The organism is Euzebyales bacterium (assembly GCA_035461305.1).
Classification (GTDB): Bacteria; Actinomycetota; Nitriliruptoria; order Euzebyales; family JAHELV01; genus JAHELV01.
In genome coordinates this window covers 54,897-70,346 of the sequence record DATHVN010000076.1, presented here as the reverse complement: position 1 = coordinate 70,346, position 15,450 = coordinate 54,897, and the positions used below count along the sequence as shown (strand labels likewise).

The following is a 15,450-nucleotide window of genomic DNA, read 5'->3' as shown; positions in this document are numbered from 1 at the left end:
GGCGATCGCGGCGGCGAACAGTCCGGCGTACTGCCACTCGATCGCGATCAGCAGCACCATGGCCGTGACGGCGATGGCGGGCGCCCACAGCGCGGCCGGTCGCTGTCGGGTGGCCCGGTCGAACAAGGCGAGCAGGGCCAGCAGCAGCACCGGCAGCAGCGCGAAGGCGACGGTGTTCCAGTACCAGTTCCAGGTGCGTGCGGTCAGCGTGGCATCGAAGCCCAGCAGGGCGACGGCTGCGGCGGCGGCCAGCCGTGAACCGGTCAGCCGGTGGGCCAGCCAGGCGAGCGCGACGAAGCCGACCGCGAGCGTCAGCACCACCGCCAGCTTCCATGCCGTGAGGGGCGCCGCACCGGCCCGGACAGCGAGCCCCCCGAGCGGATACGTCAACCCCCCGTCGAGCTGGTGCATGCCGACCGGCACACCGGCGCGGTCGCACGTCATGATCAACGGGTTCAACGCGCCACCCTGCAGCGCACACCGCACGAAGCCGCTGAACATCCACTCGATCAGCACGGCCGGGCGCCGTCCGGGGACCGCGCCCAGCACCGTGACGACCGGCAGGCACCCCAGCACGCCGATCAGCAGCAGCTGGGCCCGCAGCGTCCATCGCGCGACGCCGCCGGGCCGCTCGTCGCTCGACGGCTCGGGTCGGGCCGGCGGCGGGAGGGGCTCAGGCGGGGATGGCGGCCTGCCGATCACTGGTTCGCCACGGAGGTCCATTCGGGACGGACGAAACGTCTCGAAGCTAGCGCGTCGGGACGGATTCCGCGGCGGACCGTCGATCAGATGTGGGCGCGCCTCGGCGACCGGCACGAGCAGTACGGCCAGCTCGAGCCGGTCGCCGAGGGACCGCGCTGTGCCGCCGGTCCGGTAAGGGAACCACTCGACGGGTGCCACGCGACTGACGCTGCACCCCTGGTGCGGCGACGGCGCGGCCGGTCGACCGGCCGCGCCGCGTGGCTCAGCCGGAGTCCTCGGGGGAGAACGGCCGGGGCTCGACCAGTACGAGCCAGTTGCCCGAGTTGTCGCGCATGACCGCCTCGACCCCGTAGGGCCGGTCCGACGGGGGCTGGACGAAGTCGACCCCCTGGGCGCTGAGCTCCTCGTACGCCTTGCGGCAGTCGTCGGTGCTCAGCCCGAGGCCGCCCATCTGCCCCTTGTCGAGCTCCCGGCGCACGGCGGCGGCCATCTCGTCGGACAGGGGCGGCCCGGGCAGCATCAGCGTGACCTCGAGCTCGGGCTGATCGGGGTGGCTGATCGTCACCCAGCGGAAGCCCTCGCCCATCGTCACGTCGGCGTTTGGGACGAACCCGAGCTTGTCGACGTAGAAGTCGCGCGCCTCGTCCTGGTCGTGCACGTACAGGGTGACCAGCGAGATGTTGGTGATCATGGTGCCTCCTTCACGAGTTGGGTCGGCGGGCACCCTAGGAGCCGCCGTCCGGCCGGCGCTTCTCCGCGGTTGCGGAGCCCGGCGGCCGATCGCTCAGGCCGTGCATGAACACATAGCAGCCGGGGATCCGCGGCGTGCCCTCCGCCGCGTACTTCGCCTGGTACGCCGACGGGCTCATGCCGACCAGGTCGGTGAAGCGCGCGCTGAACGAGCCGAGGCTCGAGAACCCGACGAGCATGCAGATCTCGGTCACCGTGAGGTTCGTCGCGCGCAGCAGGTCCTGCGCCCGCTCGATCCGCCGCTCGGACAGGTAGCGCGCGGGCGTGGTGCCGTACACCGACGCGAAGCAGCGCAGGAAGTGGTACTTCGATACCCTGGCCTCCGCGGCCAGCGCCGCCAGGTCGAGCGGGTCCGCGTAGCACCGGTCCGCGAGATCCCGAGCCCGACGCAGGTGAACCAGCAGGTCGTCGGGCACGTGCAGCGCCCCGTCGGCCATGCGTGCCTCCCATGGGTCAGTGCGTCTCGGCCGAGGTCCCGCCGACCGGCACGCTGGTCTCTGGTCTGAGCGGGTGGTCCTGACACCATCGTCGCACGGCGACGGCCGTGGTGGGCGTCAGCGGACGCGGTGGGCACGTGGGTACGATCGGGTGCCATGGAGGGTGACCACGGGCACGGCGGGACACCTGTGCGGTCCGCGGGGATCGGAGACGGCACGCCGCTGACGGTGCTCGGCCGGATGGCGCTGTGGCGCCCACCCACCTGGGACGACGAGACGCGCCGTGCCATCCTCAACGAGCTGTCTTCGAAGATGCGGAGGGGCGGCCGTTCCTGGCCAGGTTCTCGGTTCTACTCGTGCTGTCGACCACCATCGCGGCCATCGGGCTGGTCACGGACTCCGCGGCGGTGGTGATCGGTGCGATGCTCGTCGCACCGTTGATGACACCGATCCTGGCGGTCGCGGGTGCCGCGGTGCACGGACAGCCACGTCGCCTGGCGATCAGCGGTGCGGTGCTGCTGATCGGCACCATGGCGGCGATGGCGACCGGATGGCTGGTCTCGTCGGGCATGCCGGCGAGATCACGGCCGACGTGCTGACCGGCGAGCTGCTCGCCCGCACGTCGCCGAGCCTGATCGACCTGGGCATCGCGATCGTCGCGGGCCTCGCCGGTGGCTACGTCCTGACCCTGTCGCGAGCCGGCTCGTCGCTGCCGGGCGTCGCGATCGCGGTGCGTTCGTCCCGCCGCCGGCCACCGTCGGCATCACGTTGCAGATCCGCGCGGTCCAGAGCGCGCTCGGTGCGCTGCTGCTGTACGCGACGAACATGCTCGCGATCATCCTGTCGGCAATGATCGTGATGCTGGTGTCGGGCTTCGTGCCACCCGAGGTGCGCAGGCTGGTGCGAACCTGGGTGCGCCTCGGCCTCGTGCTGGCGGCGCTCGCGCTCTCAGCCGTCGCGGTGCCGTTGACCGCCCACACCATCGAAGGGGCTGCCGACCAGCGCTTCAGCCGTGCCGTGCTGGCGGCGGTCGACGATTGGGATACGCAGGCGCGGCTCGTGGAGCTCGAACGCGACGCCGGGCCGGACCGGGCGACGGTCGACGTGGTCGTGGCGTCCAGCAGCGAGCCGGAGCCCGCGTGGCGGCTCGCCGAGATGCTCGCGGCTGTCGTCGCCACGCCGATCGACGTGACGGTCGAGTACCGCGCGGAGCAGCACGACGAGGCGACTGCTGGATGAACCGCAGCGACACCCGCCGAACGTGCCGGCAGGGCGCGGCGACCCGTCCGGCGGTGTGGCACGCGCGGGCGACGGCGTCCCGCGCGGTCCGAGTGTGTGCGCTCTCGTCGCCATCGTCGCGGTCGCGGCGTGCACCGCCGCGACCGCGGAGCCGCGAGCTGACGACGAGGACGTCGTCGCTGTGTTCACCCCCCACCGGGGTCCGGATGCAGACGCGATCCTGGCGGTGCTCGACGCGTGCACGGCCAGGCCGGGCGTGACGACGCGGCACGTGAGGACCGCGGAGTTGGCGGCGCGGCTGCGCGAGCGCGTGCGGGACGGTGACGCCCCGGCCGTCGCGCCGATCCCACAGCCTTCGCTCGTCCGGGAGCTCGCCCGCGACGGCCAGCTCGTGCCGCCGGACGACGTCATCGATGCCGCGACGCAGCGCTACGTGCGTGGCACCGATGTCGGGGTCGTCGACGGTCGGCGCGTCGCGGTCACGTTTCGGATCGAGGCGAAGAGCCTGGTCTGGTACCCGCCGACGACCTTCCGTGACGCGGGCCTCGACCCGCCGGCCACCTGGCGCGCGCTGCTGGTGCTCACCGACCGGATGGAGGCCACGGGCACGGTGCCCTGGTGTCTCGGCATGGAGGCGTCCGGTGCGACCGGCTGGATGGGCACCGACTGGGTCGAGGACCTGGTGCTGCGGATGCACGGTACGCAGGTCTACGACGGCTGGACCGACGGCACGCTGGCGTTCTCGACCAGGCCCGTCGCGACCGCGTTCGAGCAGTTCGGCCGGATCGCGCTGACCGAGCGCTGGGTGCCTGGTGGGGCGCGCGCGGTGCTGGCGACGCCGGTCGAGGAAGCCCTGCTGCCGATGCTGGGCCGAGCTCGGGGGGTTCCTGTCCCCCCACGTCAAGTTCGACCTCGACGCATACGCCGACGCGTTCGACGCGCGCGTGGCGCAACTGGTCGCCGATGCCGAGGTCATCCGCATCGACGCCTCGGACCTGATGGCGCCGTCCGGTCGGGACGGGGACGTTCTGGACCGGCATCGTCGACTACGTCTCGGGGACGCAGCTGCCGACCGTGCTCAGTGACATCGACGCCGGCTACGAGCTGGTCGACGGCGGATGACCCCCGGACCGGGGTTCACAGGCGCACGATCCGGTCATAGTCTCTGCTGAACGTGTGTTCGTTATGCGAACGCCGGCCGATGTGACTGGAGGCACGTGATGGCGCTCCTCGACGATGGCAGCTGGGACGGCAGGATCTTCAACGGATCGTGGGTCGAGTCGTCGGGAGGGGCCACACCGATCCGTGAGCCCGCCACCGGGGACCAGATCGGCAGCTATGGGCTGGCCAACATCGACGATCTGACCGCCGCGACCGACCGGGCCGCCGCCGCGCAGCGGGACTGGGCGGCGGCGTCGTTCGAGGAGCGTGCGGCCGTGCTGCGCCGCGCCGGTGAGCTGTTCGAGTCCGACGCCGACGAGCTGCACACGTGGATCATGCGTGAGACCGGCGCGATCACGCCCAAGGCCGCGCTCGAGACCCACGTCGCGGCGCAGGAGTGCTTCGAGGCGGCGGCGCTCGCCTCGCACCCGACCGGCGAGATCCTGCGCAGCGCCCAGCCGCGCATGAGCCTGGCACGTCGTCTGCCGGTGGGCGTGGTCGGCGTGATCTCGCCGTTCAACTTCCCGCTGATCCTGTCGATCCGGTCCGTCGCACCGGCAATCGCCCTCGGCAACGCGGTCGTGCTGAAGCCGGACCCGCGGACCGCGGTGACCGGCGGCGTGATCGTCGCGCGCGTGCTGCAGGAGGCGGGCCTGCCCGAGGGCGTGCTCCACGTGGTGCCCGGCGGCGCCGATGTCGGCCAGGCGCTGGTCGAGGACCCACGGGTGCGGGTGATCTCGTTCACCGGCTCGACGGCTGCCGGCCGGAAGGTCGCGGAGGCGGCCGCTCGCAGGCTCAAGCGCGCGCTCCTGGAGCTGGGCGGCAACTCGGCTCTGGTCGTGCTCGACGACGTCGACCTCGACCTTGCGGCGAGCGCGGGCGCCTTCGGGTCCTTCATGCACCAGGGGCAGATCTGCATGACGACCGGACGGCATCTGGTGCAGCGTGGCGTGATCGACGAGTACGTCGACGTCCTGGCCGACAAGGCGAAGAACATCCCGGTCGGCAACCCGATGACCGATCAGGTCGCCCTCGGGCCGATCATCGACGAGTCGCAGCGCGACAGGATCCACGACATGGTGACCGCCACCGTCGAGGGTGGCGCGACGCTCGCCGCCGGGGGAACCTACGAAGGCCTGTTCTACCGGCCGACGGTTCTGACCGACGTGTCGACCGCCAGTCCCGCCTACGCCAACGAGGTGTTCGGTCCGGTCGCGCCGATCACGCCGTTCGACAGCATCAAGGAGGCCGTCACGCTGGCGTCGGACACTGAGTACGGGTTGTCGCTGGGCATCCTGACGCGCGACGTCATGAAGGGCGTCGAGCTGGCCGACCGCATCCCGTCGGGCATCGTCCACATCAACGACCAGACGATCAGCGACGAGGCGGTGGCACCGTTCGGCGGCGTCGGTGCGTCGGGTACCGGCGCGCGCCTCGGTGGACCCGCGGCCAACATCGAGGCGTTCACCAACACGCAGTGGCTGACGCTGCAGGGTGACATCAGTCCGTACCCGTTCTGACGACGCCGGCATAGACTTGTCTCTGATGACGCCCGACCACATCCCCAGGTGATCTGACCCCGGGCAGCGCGCGCCGGACTGCTGCATCCCGGCACCGGCGCGTTCGCCGCCGCGTCCTCCCACCGACGTGCATTGTCGACGAGGTGGGGAGGACGAGGTGGCTGACGAGCGCTCTGATGTGATCTACGCGTGGGTGGCGCGCCGACTCGGCGTGCGCGGCATCCATCGCCGTGAGGACGTGACCGACCGGGCAGTGGTGCTCGCGCTGTTCGGCCGGTTCGTCGACGAGTTGGCCAGCGGGATCCCGCTGGTCCTGATGCCGACCCTGCGGACGCGGCTCGGGCTGACGGTTGCGCAGGTGGGCTGGTGTCTGCAGGCGCTGTACGCCGTGGCCGCGGTCGTGGAGCCGGTCGCGGCGGCGGGGATCGACGTCCTACGGCGCCGGGCGCTGCTGGTCTGGGGAGCGCTCGGCTGGGCCGTCGCGCTGCTGCTGGTGGCGGGCGCGCCGAGCTACGGCTGGCTGGTGCTGGCGTTCGTCGTGGCCGGCGCGGCGTCCGGGCCGCTGGCGCAGACGACCGACGTGTTGCTGGTCGAGATGCACCCGGACGCCGAGGAACGGATCGGAGCACGCCAGACGCTGCTCGACACGATCGGAGCGCTGCTCGCGCCCGCCGCGATCGCGGTGGTCGCCTGGGTGGGGGGCGACGCCCGGATCGCGCTGGTCGGCGCTGGGCTGGCGATCCTGCTGTACGCGGTGCTGCTGGCCACCACGCCGGTACCGGGTCCCGCTGGCGTCGGCGCCGGCGGTGGTGCGGTGTCCATCGAGCCGGTGCAGCGGTCGCTGCGGCAGGTGCGCGAGAACCTCGGCGTCGTGCTACGTGACCACGAGGCGCGCATCTGGCTGCTCGCGCTGCTCGGCGACGCCGTCGCCGAGGTTCCGACGCTGTTCGAGCCCGTGTGGCTGGGTGGTGAGGTCGGTGCGTCGCAGTCCATGGTCGCTGTGCACGCGGCGGTCGAGCTCGCGGCGTCGGTCGTCGGGTTGGCGCTGCTGGACCGCTGGGTGCAGCGTCACGACGCGCGCAGGATCCTGACCGTGGCGTGTGCCGCCAACGTGCTGATCTACCCGGTCTGGCTGCTGGTGCCGGGCGTGACGGCCAAGGTCGTGCTGGCGGTGCCGCTGGCACTGACGGTCGCACCCGTGTGGCCACTGGTGCGGGCGCGCGCGCTCAAGGCGGTGCCCAACCGCGGCGGCATGGTGCTGGCGATCACGTCACTGTACGGGGTGCTGCCGCTCGCAGCGGCGTTCGGCTGGGTCGGCGCGCGGGTCGGTCTGACGCCGACGATGCTCGTCGTGCACGTGACGGCGACGCTCGGGATCCTGCTGGCGGTCCGGCGCCGCGTGCCCGACCACCGGACGGACGTGGGGCATGGCCGCGGCCGGCACGAGCCCGAGGGGTAGCCGGCACGAGCCGGAGGGGTAGCCGGCACGAGCCCGAGCGGTAGCCGGCCCGCACGGCCGCGTGTCAAGGATCACGGCACGGGAGCCCCGCTGTCGGTGCGACAGGCCGACCGCGCGCTGGGGCTGCTCGAGGACGTGCTGGCCATCGAGGTCCTGATGGCGCGTGATCGGTTGCGCGTCGCGGACGCCGACCGCGCGCTGGGCACCGGCACGAGGGCGGTGCTGCACACGGTCGAGCAGGCGCTGTTGACGTGGAGCCGACGCCGGACGCCGTGCACGCGGCCGTGCGTGCACGCTTCCCTGCGGGGTGACGCTCAGCCGGTGGCGGACGTCGTCAGCGCGAAGGGGTGCACCGCGGCGACGCCCGCTTCGCGCAGCAGCAGGCCGACGACCGTCAACGTCCACTGGGAGTGCACCATGCCGTCGACGAGCAGCGCGGGACCGGTCGGCGGCGTCCCGCTGACCTCGTAGGCCGCGAGCGCGTTCGCGGCCTGCTGCACGCTGTTGTTGCGCGTCCGCTGCGACGGCGTCTCCGCCCGGATCGCCACGGCCCCGACGGCGGGCAGCCCGAGCTCGGCGGCGATCCGTCGCGCGAGGTCCGCGACGAGTGCCGGCCGCCGGAGCGACGGCACCCAGGCGACCCATCCGGGCGCCGGGTCGGGCCGCCATGCGTCACGGATCAGCTCGACCGAGGCATGCACCAGCCGATCGTCGAACCGGTCGTCGCGCAGCCGTCCCTGCTCGACCAGTGGTCCCCAGCCCGCGCGGCCCCACCGGCACAGGACGCGTCCGGGCTCCACACGCTGGGCGTCACCGATCCGTCCGCGGAGCTGTTCGAGCCCGCGCGGCCACTGCTTGCGTGGTGTCAGCTCGAGCCGCTCCTTGCGCAGGTACCGCGACGCCTCGGTGGCGATGGCCGGGTCGAACGTCTTGGGCAGCGGCGGGCCGGCGCAGTTGGCGCAGCGTCCACAGTCGGTGACGTGTGGATCGTCGAGCTCGCGACGCAGGAACGCCATGAGGCACCCGGGGGTGGTCGCGTACTCGCGCATCGCCTGCTGCTCGCGCCGCCGGATCGCGGTGACGTGCTCGACGCGATCCTCGTCGTAGGCCCACGGCTGGTCCGTGCGCTCCCACTTGACCGTGGATCCGGCCTGTGCGACGGCGCCCTCGACGGCGAGCACCTTGAGCATGGCGGTCAGGCGCGTGTAGCCGATGTTGACCTCGGCCTGCAGCTCGTCGAGCGTCACCGGACCGGCCGCTGCAGCGAGGTGGTGGACGACCCGTTCGGCCTGCTCGCGCGGCGGGAAGGCCGTCGAGATGAACCAGTCCTGGATGTCGACGTCCTCGTGGCCGCACAGCAGCGCGCCGACGGCGCGGTCGACGCCGCGTCCCGCCCGTCCGACCTGCTGGTAGTAGGCGATCGGCGAGCCGGGGGACTGGTAGTGCACGACGAACTGCAGGTCCGGCTTGTCGTAGCCCATCCCGAGTGCCGACGTCGCGACGACGACCTTGAGGTCGTTGTCGGACAGCCGCTGTTCGATCGCCTCGCGTTCGGTCGCGTCGGTCCCACCCGAGTAAGCCTCGGCGGCGACGCCGTGGTCGCGCAGCCAGGACGCGACCCGCTCGACGTCGCTGACGGTCAGGCAGTACACGATGCCCGAGCCTGGCAGCGTCGGGACGTGGGCGGCGAGCCACGCCAGACGTGCGGCCGGGTCGCCCAGCACGATCGTCTGCAGCGCCAGGCTCTCGCGGTCCAGCGTGCCGCGCAGCACCAGCAGGTCGCTGCCGAGCTGCTCGCTGATGTCGTGGATCACCCGGTCGTTGGCCGTCGCCGTGGAGCCGAGCACCGGCAGGTCCTCGGGCAGGCGCGCCAGCAGCGTCCTGACGCGGCGGTAGTCGGGGCGGAAGTCGTGGCCCCAGTCGCTGATGCAGTGCGCCTCGTCGATCACCAGCAGACCGGCGCGGGGTGCCACGACCTCGTCGAGCTGGTCGCGGAACCGCGGGTTGTTGAGCCGTTCCGGCGAGACCAGCAGCAGGTCGACCTCGTCGACGCGGAGCTGCCGGTCGATCTCGGCCCACTGGTCGGTGTTGGCGCTGTTGATCGTGGCGGCCCGCACGTCGGCACGCTCTGCCATGTCGATCTGGTTGCGCATGAGTGCCAGGAGGGGGGAGATCAGCAGCGTTGGGCCGGCACCCGCGTCCCGCAGCAGCCGGGTCGCGATGAAGTAGACGGCGCTCTTGCCCCAGCCGGTCCGCTGGACGAGCAGCACGCGTCGGCGGTCGTCGACCAGGGCGGCGATCGCCTCGCGCTGACCCGGCCGGAACGTCGCGTCGGCGCCTGCGATCCCCGCCAGCAGGCCGTCCGGGGTCCGTGTGGTCGTCGCATCCATGGTCGGAGGGTAGACCGGTGTGGGGCACCGGGCGCGATGCTGGGTCGTCATCTGTGGACGACGCCCGCCACCACGATCTCGGCGCCGACTACCACGACACCCGCATCACCCGCGAACACTCACCCACAACCACGTCCGCCAGCTCCAAGCCCTCGGCTACCGCGTCACCCTCGAACCCGCCGCATGACCCCACTCCATCCTCGGACCAGCCGCCCCAGATGGTGGTGCGCTACGGCGTTACGGGACGAGCGTCACGTGGGGAGGGTCGGACCGCAACAGGTCAATCAGCATCTTCTGATGCGGCTGGCCGACGTAGTCGATCAGCGGGCCGACGGTCCGCCAGCCGAGGTGCTCGAACACCGCGACGTTCTGCGGCTGGATGTAGGCGATCATCTGCTCGCCTCCCAGCGTGCCTGCCGTGTGCACGGCGAAGCGCACGAGTGGCCCACCGAGTCCGAGGCTGCGGAAGGGCGGGAGCACTGCGAGGCGGTCACCCTTCCACAGCCGGGGGTCGCTGAGGGGGTAGAACCGCACCGTGCCCGCAGCGACTGGGCCGCACAAGCCGAGCGCATGCACCGTGCCGGCGCGGTCGTCGAACTCGTCGCGGTCGTCGACGTCGAAGACGCCCTGCTCGTCGACGAACACCTCGTGACGGATACGCCAGTGCAGCGCCAGCTCATCGTCCGCCGCGGCACGGCACGACAGGGTCGGGCCCTTGCGGGCCCGGCGGATCTCGTCAGCTGACGCCGAGAACGGGGAGACGAGTGCGGGTCGAAGCATCGTCGGTTTCCTCGAAGGCGGCGATGGCCGAACACGCCTGGCACCGTGCACACCCTGCGGTGACGTTCCAGGATCCCAGGCCGCGGCTGGTGACGTAGGGCCCGACGCGCCGGTAGATCGCCTCGACGTAGTCGGGTGATGGCGGTAGCCGGTCCTCGAGGATGCTCCCGGGGACCGGCCGCAGCGGCACCACGAACGGATACACCCCCGCGTCGACCGCGCGGCGACAGCCGTCGACGGTGAGCTCGAGGTCCTCGCCCATCCCGAGGATCACATAGGTCGACACCTGGCCTCGACCGAAGACCGCGACGGCGCGCTCCCAGGCGTGGAAGTAGCCGTCGATGCCTGTGCGTGCCTTCGGCGGCGCAATGCGTGCCAGCACGTCGGGGTCGAACGACTCGACGTGGATGCCCACCGAATCAACGCCCTGCGCCTTGATCCGGTCGAGCACTGACAGGTCCTCCGGCGGCTCGAACTGCACCTGAATCGGCAGGTCGGTCGCGGCCTTGATCGCCGCCGCACATCGCCCGAGGTAGAGCGCACCGCGGTCAGGGCCATGGGTGGTCCCTGTCGTCAGGGTCACGTCGACCGCGCCGTCGAGCTCCTTTGCGGCGGCCGCCACCTCGGCGAGCTGGTGCGGCCGCTTGACCGGGATGGTCGCACCCGCCTCGAGAGACAGCTCGATCCCGCAGAAGTGGCACTGGTCGTCGGTGCCCCAGTGCTTGCAGGTCTGGATGACCGTGCTGGCCAGCGAGTCGATGTGCAGCAGCGCGATCTTCCAGTACGGGACGCCGTCGTCGGTCTCCAGATCGTAGAAGCGGGGGCGGTCGGGCACCTCGGCGCGCGCGACCGGTTCACCGTCGCGCCACAGGTGCCAGCCGTCGACGTCCTCGCGCAGCACGAAGGGTGAGTTCCCGACGTACTCGGAGGTGAAGGGGAACGTCACGCGCACGCCCTCGACCCAGATCATGCCGGCGTCCGAGGGGCCGGCGCCGCCGCGACGACCTTCGATCTCACGCTCGATGCGCGCGCCGTAGCTCTGCAGGTCGGCGAGCATGGTGCCGAACCCACGGTCGTCGGCGTTGGGCATGGCCGTCACCTCTCGTAGAGCTCCACGGCGTTGCGATGCAGGACACGGTCCTTCAACTCGTCGCCGACCGGTGCGTTCCTGATCTTGTAGTACTCGCTCCAGAAGTCGCTCCACGGCTCGTCCGAGGCGAACAGCACGCGATCGTGACCCACGCCGCGCTTCTCGATCTCGGTCATCAACCAGCGCGCTCCGAAACCGATCGACCAGGTCGTGTCCGTGTAGACCCGGTAACCCTCCTCAACCCAGTCGAGGAACCTGGGAACGAGGCGGATGTGACCGCTGACGCCGCCGCCGAAGTGCACGAGGTGGGTCTTGACGCGCATGGCGTAACGCTGGACCAGGGGGATGTAGTTGTTGATGTCGGACGCTCCGCCGGGGCTGGTGTGGAAGTGGAAGACCAGGTCGTGCTCCTCGGCGGCGTCGAAACACGCGTTGGCGATCTCCTCGGTCTCCTCGTCCCAATCGTCGGGGTTCGGTGTGCCGCCCAGCAGGAACGTGGTCTTGAGCGCCACGATCCCGTCCTCGCCTGCGTGGCGCAGGGCCTCCTTCGTCGACTCGCGGTTCTGCGGCAGGAACGACACCCACAGGCCGCCGATCAGCCGGTCCGTCGACGTGACCGCGTCCAGCATGACCGGGTTCAGCGAGAACGCGGCCTGCTGGTCGGGAACGCCGTAGTTGGGGAGCACCAGCGCACGTTCGACCCCGAGGGTGTCGAGGTGATCGAGGTAGGACTTGGTGTCGGGGAAGTCGTAGACCGTCGGCTTGACGGGCTCGGTTAGGTCGTAGAAGGCGTACGGCGGTAGCTCACCGATGTGGCTGTGACCGTCGAAGACGTCCCGTTCGACACGGTCCTGTGACGCCATGTTCACGTTCCTTTGTGCGTTCGCAGTGCGCTGAGTGCCGCGCTTCATATGGGCAAGTCGTCGTTTCCTATAAGAAACGACTGCGTGGGCGGGATGTCAAGGGCACCTGGGCCGCTCGGCGTCGGCGTCCCGCCAGCGCACGAAGGCCGCCCGCCACGCTGCGGGATCGGCGAACGTCGCACGGTCGGCGTCCGCCGATCCGGTCACGGCCCCGCTGACTGGGTCGAGACGGAGGCGCTCGAGGGTGTAGACCGGCCGATAGGAGTCGGGATCGACGTCGATCGACATCCGGATCCCACTGCCGTCGTCGAGCCGCATGTCGATGCGCTGGTACGGCGCCGCGCCAAGGGGGTCGGGCTGTCCGGACTCGTCGAGCGTGACCCAGGTGTCCCCCCGCGCACGCGCCGCGACGATCCCGGCCGCCATCCGCTGGCGGCGCTGCTCGGCTTCGACCTCACGATGGCGCAGTCCGAACGCCGCGTCCGCGACCACCTCGAGGTCTGGAAGGTGCGCGACGGGCACGCCGACGGCCGCACACGATGCAGCGACCAGCTCGCTGCCGCGCGCACGGGCTCGGACCAGCTCGTCGGGCGTGTCGTGCGCGCTGAGCCGGTCGGCGGTCGCCCGGATCACGGACACGATGCGGGTGTAGCGCTCCGGGTCGACCATCACGACCGGGTACAGGCGCTCCTCGGCCCGGCGCCAACATGCGACGACCTCGGCGACCTGCAGATCCACCCGCATCACCTCGGGGCGTCGCGCCGCTACAGCGTCCAGGTCTGCAGCACCAATGCCCCCTGCCGGCGCGCCGTGAGGACCGCGTCGAGGATGTCGAGGGGGTTCAGCGGCTGCACGCCTTCCATCATGTCGATCTCCCGCATGCCGTAGAGCGCCGCGGCCGAGAAGCGGCAGGCGTACACATGGCCGCCCTCGTCCATGAACGTCTGCAGCTGCTTGTTGTAGGCCAGTGCACCGGGGAAGGCCTCGTCGCCGACCTTGGGGTAGCCGCGACTAGCGGCCGCCATCAGCGAGCCGGGGCCGTAGAGGATCAGGTGCGTGTCGAACCCCTTCCGGTTGATCCGCGTCGTCGTGAGCATGTTGACGAGTCCGACTGACCCCTCGAACGGCACCGTGTGCATGAAGACGTACGCCGATTCACCCTCTTCCGCCTGGATGTCCTCGAAGTACTTGTGGTCGTAGTCGACGATCGCGTCGCCTTGCTGTACTCGCTCGCCAACGATGTCCGCCATCACTGCCTCCTTGACGTGTTGCTGCGTGTGCCGGTGCTCGCGGTCGGTGTCGCCGCGATGGCGTCGGCGGCCACCGCACCGGTGGTGTGGCCACCCACGTCGAACCCAGGGGTGTCAGCCTCCTCTCCACTGCTTGCGGTGGCTGCCTGGCATCGCGCGCATCACGGTCAGCCGCATCCGCCAGGGCAGGGCCCGGTAGATCGGGACGAACACGTAGCGCCAGAACAGGTCGACAGGTCCGCTGCCGACGAGGGGCGGCGGACGCCCGTAGCGTGCCGCCGTGTCGCGTTCGGCGGCCTCCTGCAGGTAGCGCTCGGAGTTCGAGCGCAGCCACTGCGACAGCCGTCGGATCCAACTCATCGGTCGCGGGCACCCGACTCGAGGTCGGCCTGCAGGCCCTGCGCGCAGATCGCGATCGGCTCCATGACCGCGCCGATCGGAGGTGCGTAGACGTTCTCCATCGAGGCGAGGTCCTCGATCGTGATCCGCTTGCGGATGGCCATCGCCAGGAAGTCGGCTCGCTCCTTGATGCCCTCGCCGCCGGTCATCTGGGCGCCGACCAGCGCGTGCGTCTCGGGATCGGCGAGCAGCTTGACCCAGACGGGCTTGAACCCTGGGTAGTACCGAGCGCGCGAGATGCCCTGGCCCTTGCCCACCACGTACGGCATGCCCAGGGCGTCCGCAAGGTTCTCGCCGAAGCCCGCGCCGCCGATCGCCCACTTACCCGCGACCAGTCCCCAGGGGACGGCGACCGGTCGGTATCTGCGGTCTCCGCCCGCGGCGTTGGTGCCGGCGACCTTGCCCTCAGCGTACGAGTGGCTGCCGGTCAACCCACGCGTCGGGATGCCGTGCAGCTCATGGGGGATCTCGATGATGTCGCCGGCGGCGTAGACGATCGGGGACGACGTGCGCAGGTGGTCATCGACGATCAACCCGCCGGTCGAGCCGATGTCGAGCCCTGCTGCCTCGGCCAGCTCCGTCTTGGGCCGGCGCTTGTCGCAGATGACCACGACGTCTGCCTCGAGGTCGCCCGCGGATGTGGCGACCGCCTTGACCTTGTTGACGCCGACGAACGCCGAGACCTCGGTGGTCGGGTGAAGGGTGACGCCGAGCTCGACGAGGGACTCCTCGACGGGCTCGACCATGTCGGGGTCGGCGATGCCCGACAGCACCCAGGAATGGGTGTCGACGAGGTGGGTGTCCAGACCACGCTTGGCCAGGCCGCCTGCCATCTCGACACCCAGCGGCGTGCCACCGATGACGACCGCGCGCCGGGCGTCGTCGAGGACCTTGTCGAACGCCATCGACTCACGGATGTTCTTGGGCGAGTGCAGACCGGACAGCTGGTTGCCCGGCTGGTCCGGCCGCACCCACTCGAAGCCTGTGCACAGGACCAGGCGGTCGAATCCGTGGGTGGATCCGTCGTGCACGGTCAACTGCTGGCGGTCCAGGTCGATGTCGGTGACGACCGTCTCGTAGTGCACGTCGATGCCGCGATCGGCGTAGAACTCCTTGCCCTGCAGGAACAACGCGTCGAAGTCGTCGATCTCGCCGCCGTGCACGTAGGGGATCCCGCACGGGCTGTAGGCGATGTCCTCGTATGCCGTGAACATCCCGACGTCCGCGTCGGAGTTCACGGTCTCCGCTGCACCGACCGCGCCCATACCCGAGGCGCCCCCGCCGACCACGAGGATCCGCACCATTGCCTCCTGTCACGCCGTGCCAGCACGCGCGACCATATCGGATAGTGGCAGAACTTCTTTCCTATCGGATATGATCCTACGGAACGAACCGTACGTTGCCAAGTGG

The 15,450-nt window shown here is 70.7% G+C and carries 16 protein-coding genes; 5 read left to right on the top strand and 11 right to left on the bottom strand.

All coding sequences use genetic code 11. The features are described from left to right. The 3 genes from VK923_07385 to VK923_07375 all read right to left on the bottom strand — a co-directional run. The coding region (locus tag VK923_07385; protein HSJ44486.1) for a hypothetical protein at nucleotides 1-900 on the bottom strand (900 nt) is incomplete at its 3' end. 64 nt (nucleotides 901-964) lie between these two features. Then, nucleotides 965-1,393, bottom strand: coding sequence for a VOC family protein (locus VK923_07380; protein HSJ44485.1), 429 nt, complete (start codon nucleotides 1,391-1,393; stop codon nucleotides 965-967). 34 nt (nucleotides 1,394-1,427) lie between these two features. Next, nucleotides 1,428-1,889, bottom strand: coding sequence for a helix-turn-helix transcriptional regulator (locus tag VK923_07375; protein HSJ44484.1), 462 nt, complete (start codon nucleotides 1,887-1,889; stop codon nucleotides 1,428-1,430). Nucleotides 1,890-2,245: 356 nt separating this feature from the next. Here VK923_07375 and VK923_07370 point away from each other — a divergent pair, with 356 nt between their 5' ends. From VK923_07370 to VK923_07350, 5 genes are all read left to right on the top strand, one after another. Beyond that, nucleotides 2,246-2,488, top strand: a complete 243-nt coding sequence (locus tag VK923_07370; GenBank protein HSJ44483.1) for a DUF389 domain-containing protein — start codon at nucleotides 2,246-2,248, stop codon at nucleotides 2,486-2,488. 169 nt (nucleotides 2,489-2,657) lie between these two features. After that, nucleotides 2,658-3,128, top strand: coding sequence for a hypothetical protein (locus tag VK923_07365; protein HSJ44482.1), 471 nt, complete (start codon nucleotides 2,658-2,660; stop codon nucleotides 3,126-3,128). A 94-nt stretch (nucleotides 3,129-3,222) separates the two neighbouring features. Further along, nucleotides 3,223-4,290 carry an extracellular solute-binding protein gene (locus VK923_07360; protein HSJ44481.1) on the top strand — a complete coding sequence of 356 codons (1,068 nt, stop codon included), beginning with the start codon at nucleotides 3,223-3,225 and terminating at the stop codon, nucleotides 4,288-4,290. A 58-nt stretch (nucleotides 4,291-4,348) separates the two neighbouring features. After that, nucleotides 4,349-5,809: a benzaldehyde dehydrogenase gene (locus VK923_07355; protein HSJ44480.1), complete on the top strand. Its 1,461-nt coding sequence runs from the start codon at nucleotides 4,349-4,351 to the stop codon at nucleotides 5,807-5,809. Nucleotides 5,810-5,966: 157 nt separating this feature from the next. Next, nucleotides 5,967-7,268: an MFS transporter gene (locus VK923_07350; protein ID HSJ44479.1), complete on the top strand. Its 1,302-nt coding sequence runs from the start codon at nucleotides 5,967-5,969 to the stop codon at nucleotides 7,266-7,268. 314 nt (nucleotides 7,269-7,582) lie between these two features. On the opposite strand, the gene VK923_07345 is transcribed toward VK923_07350, so the two are convergent. The 8 genes from VK923_07345 to VK923_07310 all read right to left on the bottom strand — a co-directional run bounded on the left by VK923_07345 (nucleotide 7,583) and on the right by VK923_07310 (nucleotide 15,344). Beyond that, on the bottom strand, nucleotides 7,583-9,658 hold the full coding sequence (locus VK923_07345) for a RecQ family ATP-dependent DNA helicase (protein HSJ44478.1): 2,076 nt from the start codon (nucleotides 9,656-9,658) through the stop codon (nucleotides 7,583-7,585). A 237-nt stretch (nucleotides 9,659-9,895) separates the two neighbouring features. Continuing rightward, on the bottom strand, nucleotides 9,896-10,438 hold the full coding sequence (locus VK923_07340; protein ID HSJ44477.1) for an MSMEG_0567/Sll0786 family nitrogen starvation N-acetyltransferase: 543 nt from the start codon (nucleotides 10,436-10,438) through the stop codon (nucleotides 9,896-9,898). After that, on the bottom strand, nucleotides 10,395-11,528 hold the full coding sequence (locus tag VK923_07335) for an MSMEG_0568 family radical SAM protein (GenBank protein HSJ44476.1): 1,134 nt from the start codon (nucleotides 11,526-11,528) through the stop codon (nucleotides 10,395-10,397). Before VK923_07335 ends, VK923_07340 begins: the two co-directional genes overlap by 44 nt. A 5-nt stretch (nucleotides 11,529-11,533) precedes the next feature. Further along, nucleotides 11,534-12,391 (bottom strand): amidohydrolase family protein, encoded by an 858-nt coding sequence (locus tag VK923_07330; GenBank protein HSJ44475.1) that lies wholly within the window; start codon nucleotides 12,389-12,391, stop codon nucleotides 11,534-11,536. A gap of 96 nt (nucleotides 12,392-12,487) precedes the next feature. Next, on the bottom strand, nucleotides 12,488-13,129 hold the full coding sequence (locus tag VK923_07325) for a hypothetical protein (GenBank protein ID HSJ44474.1): 642 nt from the start codon (nucleotides 13,127-13,129) through the stop codon (nucleotides 12,488-12,490). 26 nt (nucleotides 13,130-13,155) lie between these two features. Continuing rightward, nucleotides 13,156-13,641: an MSMEG_0572/Sll0783 family nitrogen starvation response protein gene (locus VK923_07320; protein ID HSJ44473.1), complete on the bottom strand. Its 486-nt coding sequence runs from the start codon at nucleotides 13,639-13,641 to the stop codon at nucleotides 13,156-13,158. A gap of 114 nt (nucleotides 13,642-13,755) precedes the next feature. Further along, nucleotides 13,756-14,001 carry a hypothetical protein gene (locus tag VK923_07315; GenBank protein ID HSJ44472.1) on the bottom strand — a complete coding sequence of 82 codons (246 nt, stop codon included), beginning with the start codon at nucleotides 13,999-14,001 and terminating at the stop codon, nucleotides 13,756-13,758. After that, the gene (locus VK923_07310; protein ID HSJ44471.1) at nucleotides 13,998-15,344 is read right to left on the bottom strand and encodes an FAD-dependent oxidoreductase; all 1,347 of its coding nucleotides are present in this window, start codon (nucleotides 15,342-15,344) and stop codon (nucleotides 13,998-14,000) included. The genes VK923_07315 and VK923_07310 overlap by 4 nt, the downstream gene beginning before the upstream one ends. Nucleotides 15,345-15,450: the final 106 nt, after the last annotated feature.

Excerpts from the sequence above, each read along its gene's own strand:
- VK923_07315 (HSJ44472.1), bottom strand. The coding sequence starts at position 14,001 with ATGAGTTGGATCCGACGGCTGTCGCAGTGGCTGCGCTCGAACTCCGAG.
- VK923_07310 (HSJ44471.1), bottom strand. The coding sequence starts at position 15,344 with ATGGTGCGGATCCTCGTGGTCGGCGGGGGCGCCTCGGGTATGGGCGCG.
- VK923_07320 (HSJ44473.1), bottom strand. The coding sequence starts at position 13,641 with ATGGCGGACATCGTTGGCGAGCGAGTACAGCAAGGCGACGCGATCGTC.
- VK923_07335 (HSJ44476.1), bottom strand. The coding sequence starts at position 11,528 with ATGCCCAACGCCGACGACCGTGGGTTCGGCACCATGCTCGCCGACCTG.
- VK923_07340 (HSJ44477.1), bottom strand. The coding sequence starts at position 10,438 with ATGCTTCGACCCGCACTCGTCTCCCCGTTCTCGGCGTCAGCTGACGAG.
- VK923_07345 (HSJ44478.1), bottom strand. The coding sequence starts at position 9,658 with ATGGATGCGACGACCACACGGACCCCGGACGGCCTGCTGGCGGGGATC.
- VK923_07330 (HSJ44475.1), bottom strand. The coding sequence starts at position 12,391 with ATGGCGTCACAGGACCGTGTCGAACGGGACGTCTTCGACGGTCACAGC.
- VK923_07375 (HSJ44484.1), bottom strand. The coding sequence starts at position 1,889 with ATGGCCGACGGGGCGCTGCACGTGCCCGACGACCTGCTGGTTCACCTG.
- VK923_07380 (HSJ44485.1), bottom strand. The coding sequence starts at position 1,393 with ATGATCACCAACATCTCGCTGGTCACCCTGTACGTGCACGACCAGGAC.
- VK923_07355 (HSJ44480.1), top strand. The coding sequence starts at position 4,349 with ATGGCGCTCCTCGACGATGGCAGCTGGGACGGCAGGATCTTCAACGGA.